10 protein-coding genes are annotated in these 13,593 nt (G+C 66.0%); 8 read left to right on the top strand and 2 right to left on the bottom strand.

The features are described 5' to 3' along the window. Positions 1–272: 272 nt before the first annotated feature. The 4 genes from ABRP17_RS17870 (at position 273) to ABRP17_RS17885 (ending at position 5,280) form a co-directional block, all read left to right on the top strand. Entirely contained in the window at positions 273–1,622 is a 1,350-nt protein-coding gene (locus ABRP17_RS17870; RefSeq protein WP_349984263.1) for an alpha/beta hydrolase, read from the top strand. Continuing rightward, positions 1,619–3,172 carry a GMC family oxidoreductase gene (locus tag ABRP17_RS17875; protein ID WP_349984262.1) on the top strand — a complete coding sequence of 518 codons (1,554 nt, stop codon included), beginning with the start codon at positions 1,619–1,621 and terminating at the stop codon, positions 3,170–3,172. Before ABRP17_RS17870 ends, ABRP17_RS17875 begins: the two co-directional genes overlap by 4 nt. A 9-nt stretch (positions 3,173–3,181) precedes the next feature. Further along, positions 3,182–3,985, top strand: a complete 804-nt coding sequence (locus tag ABRP17_RS17880; RefSeq protein WP_349984260.1) for an SDR family oxidoreductase — start codon at positions 3,182–3,184, stop codon at positions 3,983–3,985. A 269-nt stretch (positions 3,986–4,254) separates the two neighbouring features. After that, positions 4,255–5,280, top strand: a complete 1,026-nt coding sequence (locus ABRP17_RS17885; RefSeq protein ID WP_349984259.1) for an AI-2E family transporter — start codon at positions 4,255–4,257, stop codon at positions 5,278–5,280. Between the two features lie 49 nt (positions 5,281–5,329). Here ABRP17_RS17885 and ABRP17_RS17890 read toward each other — a convergent pair whose 3' ends face one another. Continuing rightward, positions 5,330–6,286 carry an alpha/beta hydrolase gene (locus tag ABRP17_RS17890; RefSeq protein WP_349984258.1) on the bottom strand — a complete coding sequence of 319 codons (957 nt, stop codon included), beginning with the start codon at positions 6,284–6,286 and terminating at the stop codon, positions 5,330–5,332. Positions 6,287–6,373: 87 nt separating this feature from the next. Here ABRP17_RS17890 and ABRP17_RS17895 point away from each other — a divergent pair, with 87 nt between their 5' ends. The 4 genes from ABRP17_RS17895 to ABRP17_RS17910 all read left to right on the top strand — a co-directional run bounded on the left by ABRP17_RS17895 (position 6,374) and on the right by ABRP17_RS17910 (position 12,365). Further along, the gene (locus tag ABRP17_RS17895; RefSeq protein WP_188324002.1) at positions 6,374–6,964 is read left to right on the top strand and encodes a CGNR zinc finger domain-containing protein; all 591 of its coding nucleotides are present in this window, start codon (positions 6,374–6,376) and stop codon (positions 6,962–6,964) included. 155 nt (positions 6,965–7,119) lie between these two features. Continuing rightward, positions 7,120–8,322: an OsmC family protein gene (locus ABRP17_RS17900; RefSeq protein WP_349984257.1), complete on the top strand. Its 1,203-nt coding sequence runs from the start codon at positions 7,120–7,122 to the stop codon at positions 8,320–8,322. Between the two features lie 54 nt (positions 8,323–8,376). Beyond that, a complete protein-coding gene (locus ABRP17_RS17905) occupies positions 8,377–11,391 on the top strand; it encodes a TonB-dependent receptor domain-containing protein (protein WP_349984256.1) in 3,015 nt (1,004 codons plus the stop codon). A 5-nt stretch (positions 11,392–11,396) separates the two neighbouring features. Further along, positions 11,397–12,365: a DUF1684 domain-containing protein gene (locus tag ABRP17_RS17910; protein WP_349984255.1), complete on the top strand. Its 969-nt coding sequence runs from the start codon at positions 11,397–11,399 to the stop codon at positions 12,363–12,365. Between the two features lie 497 nt (positions 12,366–12,862). On the opposite strand, the gene ABRP17_RS17915 is transcribed toward ABRP17_RS17910, so the two are convergent. Continuing rightward, positions 12,863–13,429 carry a TetR/AcrR family transcriptional regulator gene (locus ABRP17_RS17915; protein ID WP_349984254.1) on the bottom strand — a complete coding sequence of 189 codons (567 nt, stop codon included), beginning with the start codon at positions 13,427–13,429 and terminating at the stop codon, positions 12,863–12,865. Positions 13,430–13,593 lie beyond the last annotated feature (164 nt).

Raw genomic sequence — 13,593 nt, forward strand, 5'->3', positions numbered from 1 at the left:
CCCGGCTGCAACGGCATTGGCACGTTATGCGCGTACGCCTGTGACGGCTGCGTGGCGTGTTCGGCAAGCGCTCCCCGCATCTGCTTACGCCTCGCCCGCAGGCACCGGTTCTACTTTTGCAGGGCCTACGACGAGCGCCCGTGGAGCGTGATGCGGTTGCTCGATTCCGGCAGGGTGGCGAGCCGCTGCGCATGCAACGCGTACACGCTTTCCTGCACGCAAAGAAGACGCGATGCCACGCATGCTCCGGAACCGGATATGGCGGATTTTTCATGCAGCGGCCCACTCTTTTTTTTCTGCACTCATTGGGCGCAAGCCGAGACGAATGGCGGGATGTGATCGCCACCCTGGAGCCACAGTTCGAGTGCGTGGCCCTGGACGTACCCGGTTTTGGAACCACGCCAAGCGCAGGGCGCCTGGATGTGATTGCGCTGACGGACTGGTTCTGTGCGGAAGTGGCAGACCGTGCGCCGCCCTGCTGGTTCGCCATCGGTCACAGCATGGGCGGAAAGATCGCCACGCTTGCGGCGGCGAGGTCACGCGATGGGCTGCTGGGATTGGCCGGACTGGGAGGTGTGATCCTGATCGCAGCCTCCCCGCCGTCGCCTGAGCCGATGGATCCGGCGCGGCGCGCGGAGATGCTGGCCTGGTTTGGCAGCGGTGCGCCCCAGCGTCAGCATGCGGAGACGTTCGTGGACAACAACGCGGCATCCATGCTGCCGCCCGCGTTGCGCGAACGTGCCATCGCCGACGTGCTGCGGTCGCAGCCGGAGGCGTGGGCGGCGTGGCTGCTACGTGGCAGCCGCCAGGATGTCGCCGATGCGGCAGGAACGCTTCACGTACCCGCACTGATCATGGCCGGCGCTGAGGACGGTGACCTGGGTGCCGACGCGCAACGTCGGCTCAACCTACCGCACTACCCAGCGGCCACGTTGGAGTGCATCCCCGGTGCGGCGCACCTGTTGCCCTATGAAGCTCCGCACGACGTGGCGCGGCTGATCACCCTGCAGGTAGAGCACAGCCAGGCACGGCGCCTGCCCGATGACTTCATGCGCCTGCTCAACAGCAACCGGGTGGTCCCGCGCATGCGCAGTCGGCTGTTGCAGCGTCATGCCGGGCCAGCGCCGGATGCCCGCGGAGTGCTCTCCGACGGGCAGCGTGCCGTGCTTGGCGCATTGGCGGCGGCCGTACTGGATGGGCAGGCCGATGGCCTGGATCTGGCGCGCCGGATCGACATCGCCCTGGCCAACGAGGAAGGCGACGGCTGGCGTTTCGCCGACCTGCCCGCCGACGTGGCCGCATGGAAAACCGGGCTGGACATGCTGCAGCAGATGGATTTCGGCGACCTGCCGACCAGCGGCCAGGCCGCGCTGCTGACGGCGATAGCACGGGGTGCGCATCCTCTTGCGCCGGACAGCGCGTTCAGCACGGCGCAGCTTGCGCACTGGTTCGAAGACGCGCGCGCCACCGTTGTGCGCACCTGGACCAGCCTGCCATCCACCTTTGCGCTGATGGGTTACGACGGCTTTGCGGTGGGCGGCGACGGCCGGCACAGCCTGGGCTACACGCATACCGAGGCCGACCACGGCGAGGACTGGCAACTGCGGGGAGCACGCCCATGATGCAAGCCACGCCGTTGCACCCGGTCGATGTAGTGGTCATCGGCAGTGGGGCAGGGGGCGCGCCGCTGGCCGCACGGTTGGCGGAAGCCGGGCTGTCGGTCGTCGTGCTGGAAGCCGGCGCCGCATTCGACTCTGAAGATCATCTGGCAGATGAACTCACCACCGGCATCTACTGGATGGAAGAACGGCTGAGCGGCGGCAGTACGCCCACCGCGTTCGGCCCCAACAATTCCGGCACCGGACTGGGGGGTTCGACGCTGCATTGGGGCGCGTTCTGTCCGCGACCCGATGCCCGCGACATGCAGCTGAAGACGTTGACCGGACAGGGCGAAGACTGGCCCATCGCCCACGCGGACCTCAGCGCCTACATCCAGCGCGTGGAATCGTTCATCGGCGTGGCTGGACCTGCCCACTATCCGTGGGACACCACGCGTCACTATGCCTATCCGCCGCCCTTGCGCAATGCCTCGGCGCAGGCGATGCAGCGTGGTTGCGCGGCACTGGGTATTCAGGCCACGGACGCGCCTGCGGCTTTGGTGACGCGTTCGCGTGAGCAGCCCGGCTTCGGCACGCGCAGTGCCTGCAACAACTGCGGTGCCTGCCACCAAGGCTGCAGCAACGGCGCCAAGACCAGCATGGACAGCACGTGGCTGCCACGCGCCCGCGCGTTCGGCGCGCAGCTGCGCAGCAGTTGCCGCGTCACGGATATCGAACCCGACGCACGTGGCCGCGTCACTGGCGTGGTCTACCACCAGGACGGCGTCGAGCAGCGTCAGCGCTGTGCCGCCGTGTTCCTGTGTGCCGGCGGCATTGAAACCCCGCGCCTGCTGCTCAACCTGGGCCTGGCAAACGGCAGCGGACAGGTCGGGCGTAATTTCATGGCCCACGTGGCGACCCAGGTCTGGGGCGAGTTCGACGCCGACATGTGCATGAACCGCGGCTACCCGTCGTCCTTGATCAGCGAAGATCAACTGCGCCCGGACGCCGCCGCGTTCGTCGGTGGCTATCTGGTACAGAGTCTGGGCGTGCAGCCGGTGACCCTGGCCACCACGCTCGCCCGGGGTGCGGGACTGTGGGGCGCGGCGTTGGTTGGCACACTACAGCGTTATCGGCGGCTGGCAGGCATCGGCATCAACGGCGACTGCCTGCCGCAGGCGGCAAATCGGCTCTACCTGTCCGACGAAACCGACGCGTTCGGTCAGCGCAAGGCGCGCATCGATTTCAGCTACGGCACCAATGAAACGGCGTTGAACGTGCATGCCACGCGCACGCTCACCTCGATCTGGCAGGCCGCCGGTGCCAGCGGGATCTTCAGTGCCGAACGCTCGGCCCATACCTTGGGCACCTGCCGGATGGGCACGTCCCGGGAGCACGCGGTGGTGGACCCGGACGGCCGCAGTTTCGACATCGCCAATCTCTATATCTGCGACAACTCGACCTTCCCCAGCGCACTGGCAGCCAATCCAGCACTCACCCAGATGGCGCTTGGGCTTCGTACCGCTGAAAGGTTCTTGGCCACGCACGGCCTGGGACGCACAACCACAGCCTGAGGAGGCGACATGGATCTGGGTATCACAGGGCGCATCGCACTGATCAGCGGCGCCGATTCGGGAATGGGCAAAGAGACCGCCCGGCAGCTGCTGCAGGCCGGCGTGCGCGTTGCCATCACCGATATAGCCGACGGCACGCTAGATGAAGCGCTGGCCGAGCTCGGTCCGCTGGGCGAGGTGATCGCCATCACCGGCGATGTCACCCGCGCCGCGGACGTCGACACGATCTGGGCCAAGGTGCGCGCCGATCTGGGCGAGCCGGACATTTTCGTCAACGCCGCCGGTGTGACGGGCGCTACCGGTGATTTCCTCGATGTGGATGACGAGGGCTGGCTGCGCACGCTGGACATCAACCTGATGGGCGCGGTGCGGATGTGTCGCCACGCCGTGCCGGCGATGCGCGCGCGGGGCTGGGGCCGCATCGTGCTGTTCGCTTCCGAGGATGCGGTGCAGCCCTATGTGGATGAGCTGCCGTACTGCGCATCCAAGGCCGGCATCCTCACCTTGGCCAAGGGGCTGTCGAAGGCGTACGGGCCAGACAACGTGCTGGTCAACACCGTGTCGCCGGCCTTCATCCGCACCCCGATGACCGACGCGATGATGGAGAAACGCGCAAAGGAAAAGGGCATCTCCTTTGACGAAGCCGTCACCACCTTCCTGGACGAAGAACGCCCCGGGATGGTGCTCAAGCGGCGCGGGCGGCCGGAAGAGGTGGCGTCTGCCGTGGCGTTCCTGTGTTCCGAACGCGCCAGCTTCATCAACGGCGCAGGCATCCGCGTGGATTCGGGCTCGGTCAACACGCTGGCCGGCTGACCCAGGGCGGTGGCGCCGATGGTGGCGCCCACGTTGGCGCCGATGGTAGAGCCGGCTTCAGCGGGCTGCTTTTCGCATTCGGCTGGATCCCCGCGAACGGCCCGCTTCGCTCGCCGAGCATGGCTCGGCGCTACCAGCCGGTGCCCTCCCGACGGCCGAGCCGGTGCGTATCGGGCGATGCCTTCGCGCATGCGGAACCCATGGGGCGGGGCGCCGTATGATGGCTGGGCTCTCTTCCTCGCTCCGGAATCCAAGGTACGCCTCTCGCCATGCACGAACTGATCGCCCGAACGTCCCGCCCGCCCGCTTTCCGTATTGCCGCCTGGTTGCTGATGCTGCTCGGTATGTGGCTGGCGCTGCGCCTGGGGTTGGTGGTGACGCTGCTGTCGGGCCTGCTGGTGTTCCACCTGACCCACCTGCTTGCTGGCTCGGTGGAAGGCAAGCTGCCGCCGGGACGGGCCCGCGCCATGTCGGTCATCGTGCTGGCTGTGCTGATCATCGGCGGGTTGAGCTTGGCAGGCGTCGGCATCGCGGCGGTGTTCCGCAACCAGACCGGTGGCCCCGACGTACTGCTCGCCCATCTGATGGACATTCTCAACAGCTCCCGCCACCAGGTGCCGGCCGTTCTGCGCGCCTACATTCCCGAGGACATGGATACGCTGCGCACCGCACTGAACGAGTGGGCCGCCGAACACCAGCGTCAGCTCGGTGTGGCCGGTACGTCGGTCGTGCAGGTGGGCGTGCGGGTGTTGATCGGCATGCTGCTGGGCGCGATGGTCGCGCTGTATGACGAAATGCCGCTGTCGCGGATGGGACCACTGGCCCAGGAAATGGTAGGCCGCATCAGCCGACTGGCCGTGGCGTTCCGCCAGGTGGTGTTCGCCCAGGTCAAGATTTCGCTGTTGAACACGCTGTTCACCGGGATCTTCCTGCTGATCGTGTTGCCGCTGTTCGGCGTGCAGTTGCCGCTGGCCAAGACGCTGGTGCTGATCACGTTCGTCGCCGGGCTGCTGCCGGTGGTCGGCAATGTCATCTCCAATACCATCATCACCATCGTCGCGCTGTCGGTGTCGTTCTACGTCGCGGTGGGCGCGCTGCTGTACCTGGTGGTCATCCACAAGCTGGAGTACTTCCTCAACGCGCGCATCGTGGGCGGCGAGATCCGCGCACGGGCCTGGGAGCTGCTGCTGGCGATGCTGCTGATGGAGGCGGCGTTCGGATTGGCCGGCCTGGTCGCCGCGCCGGTGTTCTATGCCTACATCAAACGCGAGCTGCTCGACCAGGGCTGGATCTGAGCAGCGCACGCCGCAGCACGCCGACCGTGTGACCGGTCGGCGGTTGCAATCACGGCTGGCTGCTGGGCGCCACATGCCGATCCAGGAAGGAGCGGATGACCGGAATGATCTCCTGCGCATGGGTTTCCAACGCAAAGTGGCCGGTGTCGTAGAAATGGATCTCCGCATCGGGAATGTCCCGCGTCCACGCCTGCGCGCCAGCCGGCAGGAAATACGGATCGTTGCGACCCCATACCGCCAGCAGCGGGGGCCGCTGTGTACGGAAGTACGTCTGGAAGGTGGGGTAAAGCTGCACGTTGGAGGCATAGTCCAGCAGGAGATCCAGCTGCACGTCGGCGTTGCCGGGCTGTGACACCCGCAGCCCTTCCAGGATATAGCCATCCGGTGGCACCCGGGTCGGGTCGCTGACGCCCTCCAGATACTGCCATTTGATCGACGCGGCGGTGGGGAAGTCGGCCAGCGCGGCGCGGTTCTTTGCCTTGGGTTCTTTCCAGTAGGTGCGGATCGGATCCCAGCCCTTCGCCAGCCCTTCTTCGTAGGCATTGCCGTTCTGCGAGATCAGCGCCGTGATCCGTTCCGGATGGGCGGTCGCCAGGCGCCAGCCGATCGGCGCGCCGTAGTCATGCACCATCAGCGCATAGCGGTCGAGCTTGAGCTGTTCGGTGAAGCGTTCCATCGTCCTGCTCAGGTTGTCGAAGGTGTACGCATAGACATCGCCGGCAGGCGACTCGGTGTGGCCGAAAGACGGCAGGTCCGGTGCGATCACATGGTAGGTGTCGGCCAACGCGGCGACGACATCGCGATACATGTATGACGAGGCTGCGAACCCATGCAGAAGCAGCACGGTGGGCGCGTTTCGGGGGCCGGCCTCCCTATAGAAGATCCTGACATCACCCACCTGCTCGTAGCGGTAGTGGACAGGGGTAGCGGAGGGTGTGGCCAGCGCGTTGCCCGCAGTGAGGGCGGCAGCCACGCCGAGCGGAGCAAGGAGGTGATTGATCTTCATAAGTCTCGCCATGTAACCGTGTTGGAGTGTTTTTGCAGGTTACGCAGCAAGATGGTAACCTGTCAATCTAATTTACGGAGGTTACATATGCCACCTTCAGACGCGACTGCCCCCCTGTTCGTCGCCAACGACCTGGCGTTGGACTTCATCAACTCGGCCTACGGGCCGCCCACCGCACCGGTGGACGTGCTGGTGGACGACGCGGCGGTGGTGCTGTGGCTGACGGAGGCCGGCGTCGTCGCGGCAGGCAGCGTGCGTGCGCCGAAGGGGCTGCTCGCACTGGCGATCGCCCTGCGTGACGAAGCGCGTGGCCTGCTGGCTGCTGCGAGGGCAGGGCAGCCATTGCGTGCGGACCGGGTCAACGCGGTGCTTGAAAGAGGCAGGCCCGTGCTGGAATTGAGCTCAATGCCCAGCGACGCGACGCCCGTGCTGGTGGAGCGTCGTCGCGATGACAGCCCCGAGGCCTTGCTGCAGCCAGTCGCGCTTGCGCTGGGGCAGCTGTTGGCGGGCGGCGACCTGCAGCACGTCGGCCAGTGCGAGGCACATGACTGTTCGCTGCTGTTCCATGACACCACCAAATCCAGGAAGCGGCGGTGGTGCAGCATGGCGCTGTGCGGCAACCGGATGAAGGTTGCCGCGTTTCGTTCGCGCCGCCAGTTCGTGCCGACTCAGGGATAGATTCCAGCAGGGCGGGTGATCTGCGCGGCCCCGCCCTGGAAGCGTACGGGGAGTGCGTATAGCGAATATGGGAATGTCCAACGATCATTTAGACGTGGCGACGCGACATGAAACAGTGGGCCTCCGTTCACGATCCCCACGGAGTTCCGCCGCCCATGTCCACCGCCCGTTCTGCGTCGCCGTTCAAGGTTTTCGGCGCGTCAACTTTGTCGGCCATGCTGCTGCTGGCCGCGCCGCTCATTTCCTCAGCGGCGGACAACGGCTCACCCCTGCGCACGTATCTCGCCGCCAAACGTGAGGCTATCAAGGCGCAGTCGACGCAGCCTGCCGCACCCATCGCGATCCACGCAAAGGTCACGGCCGAAAGCCGCTCCGGCGTACGTCGCCTGCGCATCGGGCCCACGGGCGAGTTCCAGTACATCAGCGATAGTGGGCGCAACTACGCAGGCTACAACCTCGGCGCCGGTTCCTGGGACTCGCTGGTCGGCACCTTGGCCAGCGCCGTGGCCGATGAGTACATCGTGCAGGCGGCCGAGCAGAATGTCCCGCTTGATGCGCTGGACGTGGTGTTCACCAGCATCCCCGAGCGCAAGAGCGAGAGCCTGGCGTACCCGAACAATCTCTCCTATGTGGCCTACATCGACTCGCCTGCCACCGACGCGCAACTGCAGACGCTGAAGCGCGCGGTGCACGAAAATTCCTCGGCCATCGACCTGGTCACGCGGCCGCAGCAGATCAGCCATGCCGAGGTCGAATACCTCCATAGCGATGCGGTGCGCGACCCGACGTTGCCGCCCGGTCTGCGCGATTTCATCACCGAGGAGAAGCGTCCCGCGGTGCTGGCCAGGCAGGGTAAGCCCGCCTCGGGCAAGGGCAAGCCCGCCGATCCGGAAACCCTCGTCGCGCGCGCCCACGTCGAGCCGCGCACCGGCCTGCGCCGCGTCTTCCTGGGCAAGGACGGTTATCACCAGCAGCTGCACGACAGCGCGCCCAGCCTGCTCGGTTATGGGTTGGCGCCGACGGTGGAGGAACACCTGCTCGGCGTGACCGGCACCTGCCTGACCCACATCTTCGAGGTGCAGGCCGCCGCACGAAACGTGCTGTTGGACTCGCTGGAGCTGACCGTGGATGGTCAGCTGAGCCCGCGCTTCGGCAGCAACATCCAATCGCCCGCACGCTACAGCGGTATCCGTTACAAGGTGCGGATTGAATCGCCTGCATCGGAACAGGAGATCGACGCGCTGCGCCAGTCGGTCGAGGCCACGTGCCCGCTCTACAACCTGGTCAAGGACGAGCAGAAGCTCGAAGGCAGCATCGTCCGCGGCGCCTACGCCGAAGCGACGAACCACGCGCGATAACGCACGCCGCGATCCAACCGGCCGTGCCCTGCAGCCATCACCTGGGGATATTCAATGAGTCGCACCCACCGTTCGCAGCTGATCGCGAAAAGCCCGTGCCATGCCCTGCACGGCCGCCGTCCTCGTCGCGGTCGGCTGGCCTTTGCCCTGTGCACCCTGCTTGCGCCGGCAGCGTATGCCGCCGAAGAAACGGGTGTAGGGGCTGCGCCGTCGCAGGGCTCGAATGCCCGGTTACTGGACAAGGTGTCGGTGCTGGGCTCGCAGATCGCCGGGGGTGGCGCGCAGGCCGCGCTGCCGGTGGTCGCGGTGGACCGGGAACAGATCGACGCCACGGGAGCGACCAACGGCAACGAGTTGTTCCGCAGCCTGCCGCAGTTCGGTGATGTCGCCGTCACCGAGAAGGGCACGACCAACGCAGGACGAAACTCCAATGTCGCACGCGGTGACGTGGGGTCCATCAACCTGCGCAACCTGGGCTCCAAGTACACGCTGCTGCTGATCAACGGCCGGCGCACGGTGCAGCACCCGATCAGCAACAGCGGCGACGACACGACCTACAACGCCAATGCCATTCCCACCTTCGGCCTGGAGCGGGTCAACCTGCTGCTGGATGGCGCGGCGTCCATCTACGGTTCCGATGCCGTGGCAGGCGTGGTCGACCTGGTGACGCCGAGCAACCTGCAGAATGGCGGTGGCATCAAGCTGAACTACGGCAAGGTGGCTGATGGCCATCGCGAAGACATCTCGCTGGACGGTTACTTCGGCAGTGATTTCGCGGAAGGGCGCGGCAACATCTCGGTCCTGTATGGCGTCTCCAAGCGGACCGCGCAGCGCAACTCGGATGCTTGGTTCACCGCCACCGATGGCCGCCGTCCCCTCGGCGATGGCACCAGCGTGCCGGATCCGAACGGTAGCTCGGGCTTCAGCACACGAACCCCATGGGGTCATTTCGACACCTATGCCGGCAGCCGGCGCACCGGCAGCTGGCACGTCGATCCCGCCAGCGGTTCGCTGGTGTCCGGCGCGGTACCGACGCGCTATCACTATGATTCCGCGGCCGAGCCGGGCATTACTTCGGCACCGTCCATCAACAAGGGAAATGTCTTCGCCAGTGGACGCTTCGATGCCACCGACAACCTGCAGCTGTTCGGGGAACTGGGTTACTACCGGGCCACCTCCGAATCCTGGGTGAGCAGCGAGTCGGGCTTCGGCGGTGACGGCTTCCTGCTGCATATCCGCCCGGACGCCTATTGGGTGCCGGACGCCTTGCGCGGCGCCGACGCGATCCGGCTGCTCAACTACCAGTTTGCGGATTCGGGTGTACGCCGGGTCAAGGTGGATAACGATCAGTCGCGTGTGCTGCTGGGCGTGCGCGGCTGGACCGACGGCGGCTGGAACTGGGAAACCGCGCTGCTGTATTCGCGTGCACGCAGTACCGACACGCAGCAGGGCGGGCTGACCGATGCTTTCATCGCCGCGGTGAACCGTACCGATGCCGGTGCCTACAACCCCTTCAGTGGCGGTGATCCGGCCAGCATCCGGCTGGGCGATGCCACGCCCTACGACACCTCGGCGTTCATTGGCGAGGCCACCCGCGAAGGCACTACGGAGCTGGCGCTCTGGGATTTCAAGATCAACCGTTCGGACCTGTTGACCTGGTACGCCGGTGACATCGGCCTGGCGGCAGGCGTGGAGTACCGGTATGAAAGCCGTGAGGATGATCGCGACGAAAACATCGATGGCAGCCGTCCCTATACGGACTGGTATACCGGTACGGTGGCAGCCAGCAACTTCTTCACCCATAGCCCCCGGCCCGATGTACGCGGCAGCCGCAACGTAAAGTCAGCGCTGATCGAACTCGCCGTGCCGCTGATTTCCCCCGCGCAGGGCATACCGCTGGTCCAGTCACTGGATCTGCAGATTGCGGGCCGCTGGGAGGACTACAGCGATGCCGGCAAGGTAGCCAAGCCGAAGCTGGCCGCCGCGTGGAAGGTAAATGACAGCCTGTTGCTGCGTGGCTCGGTCAGCGGCGGCTTTCGCGCGCCGGGACTGGAACTGGTGAACTCCCCGCCGACCTATGGCTTCGGCTTCAACAACGATGCCATCCGCTGCCACGCGCTGATCACCAAGGGCGCCCAGCCCGACTACAGCGCCTGCTTGAATGCTTACAGCAGTGGCTCGTCGGTCAAGCCCTCGGTGAGCGCCGTGACCTCCTACGGTGACGACGTGAAGCCGGAAACCACCCGGCAGTCGTCATGGGGCGCGGTGTTCGAGCCGCAGTTCCTGCCGGACTCCCTGGGCGCGATCAGCCTGAGCGTGGATGCCTGGCGGGTGCAGGTAGAGAATCCGATCAATACCCTGGGTGAGGAGCTGTTGTACGACGCCTATCTGCGCGTGGTGGAGGGCAGCAGCAACCCGAATGTGGTGCGTGCGGCCGTCACGGCGGAGGATACCGCGCTGTTTGCAGGCTCGGGTCTTGCGCCTGCGGGCGTGGTGACGCACGTGTACAACCGATATCAGAATCGCCGGCCACTCACCGCGTCGGGCGTGGACTACAACGTCACCTGGCGCCTGAGCGAGACGGCCTGGGGCAACTTCGCCTTCCTGCTCAGTGTCAGCCAGCTCAAGGAATACACCCAGCAGAAACCTGCCGAGGTGCGGCAGGTGGCGGCCGCCATTGCCAATGGTCAGTTGAACATCATCGCGCCAGACCTGGGCGCGGCCAACGAGGTCGGCATCAATGGGGCCAAGCCGGAATGGCGGGCCAGCGCGACGTTGATCTGGAACCTGCAGGACTGGACGGTCCGCTTGCGCGACGACTACATCGACAGCGTGACGGCCGGTGCCTATGCCGATCGCACGCCGTTCGTGGTGGGCTCCACCCAGCGCTGGGCGTTGTCGGTCAAAAAGGAGTTCAACAGAGGACGCCTGAAGGGGACGGCGGTGGAAGTGGGGGCGCGCAACCTGTTCAACGAAGAGCCGCCGCTGAATGCCACCGGCAGCTACCTGAGCGCGTTGCACGAAACCTACGGACGCTACGTCCACCTCGGCATTTCCAAAAACTGGTGACCTGCATGAAGACGCACACGCTAGCCTCTGTCCTTGTCATCACCCTGCTGGCAGGGGCGTGCAGCCCGCATGACACGCCTGCGCCGGAGACGTCCGCAGCCGCGACGGCAGCGCTGGATTTCAAGAGCGAACACGCCGAGTGGGTGCAGGAACGTACCGCGGATCTGGGTAAGCCCGATGGGTGGACCAGCCTGATTGGCCTGCACTGGATCGAGGCCGGAACGCAGAGTGTGGGCGCTGCTGAAGGCAATGCCATCCGCCTGGCGATCGCACCGGACCGCTTGGCCCAGCTGGAACAGCGGGCCGACGGTCTGTACTTCAGGCCGGTGGACGGGGCGCAGGTCACCGCCGATGGCAAGCCGGTGCAGGGGCAGATACGGCTGGATCCAGAAGGGAAGGGCGGTGGCACCACGCTGACCTATGACGACGGCAAGGGACAGATCACCGCGATCAAGCGCGGGCAGCGCTTGGCACTACGAGTGCGCCATGCCGATGCGCCGGCGCGCCTGCACTTCGGTGGCCTGGACTTCTTCCCGGCCGAGGAAAGCTGGCGTGTGCAGGCGCGTTTCGTGCCACACCCGCCGGGCAGGACGCTGCCGATCGTGAACGTGCTCGGCGAGGTCGCCGATAACCCGAATCCAGGCTACGTCGTGTTCGAGAAAGAAGGGCGGCAGTGGAAACTGGAAGCCTTGGGAGACCCGGCGAAGAGCTTGAACCTGATGTTCCAGGACCAGACAACCAGCCGGCAGACCTACGGGGTGGGTCGCTACCTGCGCACCGATGCGGTCGCGGCAGACGGCACGGTCACGCTGGATTTCAATCGCGCGTACAACCCGCCGTGTGCCTACACGGACTTCGCAACCTGCCCGTTGCCACCGCCTGAGAACCGTTTGGCGCAGCAGGACGACAACCGGCAGCTCGTGCGACTGGCGGTCGTGGCAGGCGAGAAGAAATACGCCTTGGCACTGCACTGACGTTCAAGGCGATCCGGTAGCGCCGAGCCACGCTCGGCGGATTCCTTCCGGCACCGCAATGCCGGACGCAGGCCGCGCTTCGCGCTCGCCGACCATGGGTCGGCGCTACCACGCCGGATCCCAGGGCGGCGCGCCATCCCCGTAGCGCCGAGCCACGCTCGGCGGAATGCATCCGGCACCCTGACGCCGGACGCAGGCCGCGCTGCGCGCTCGCCGACCATGGGTCGGCGCTACCACGACGTATCTCCCGGTAGCGCCGAGCCACGCTCGGCGGATTCCCTCCGGGGCTGCGATGCCGGACACAGGCCGCGCTTCGCGCTCGCCGACCATGGGTCGGCGCTACCACGCCGGCTCCCCTGTTGGCGCGCGATCCGGTAGCGCCGAGCCACGCTCGGCGGAATGCATCCGGCACCCTGACGCCGGACGCAGGCCGCGCTTCGCGCTCGCCGACCATGGGTCGGCGCTACCACGTCGTATCTCTCGGTAGCGCCGAGCCATTACGCGGCCGGAGCGTCCCACGCGCACATCAGTCGGGTGATGGCGGCATCCATGACCTTGAGACTCACCTCATCACGGGCGAGGGGAGAGAGGCCCTGCAGGAAACTGTCGAAGACGCAGGTCAGCGACGCAGCATCGGCGTCCGCTCCGAACTCACCCGCCGCGATCCCGCGCTCCACGCAGGCACGGATGCCAGCCCGCGTGTGGGCGCGTGACCGGGTGAGCGGCGCGGTCACCGACGCAAGCTCGGGCGTGGGCGCGCTCATGACAGCCAGCGTCACCATGCAGCCCTTCGGGTGGCCGCGTTCGCACTGCATCCTGGCCGACTGGCGCAACGCACGCTCCACCGCCTGTTTTGGTGCAAGCGTGGTGTCCCATAGACAGTGGGTCACCTGTGCATAGGTCGACAGATAGCGCTCAGCGCATTCCTGAAACAGCGCCTCCTTGGATCCAAACGCCGCGTAGAAACTCGGCGCACTGATCCCGCCGCCGATGGCTGCCTTGAGTTGGGACAGTGAGGTGGATTCGTAGCCCTGCTGCCAGAACAGGTGCAGCGCCTGATCCACCGCGGCGTCACGGTCGAAACTACGTGGTCGGCCCATTTGTGCCATGGCGTCCTCCGATGCTTACATAAATACTATTCGATACATATCTCGTTGACAAGCCGCGATTCCACACCTATATCTATATCGGTCGATACATATCCGCCAGACCTTCCACCCCTCGGGTT

It is taken from the genome of Stenotrophomonas sp. WHRI 8082, from assembly GCF_040223995.2.
In the GTDB taxonomy this organism is placed as follows: Bacteria; Pseudomonadota; Gammaproteobacteria; order Xanthomonadales; family Xanthomonadaceae; genus Stenotrophomonas.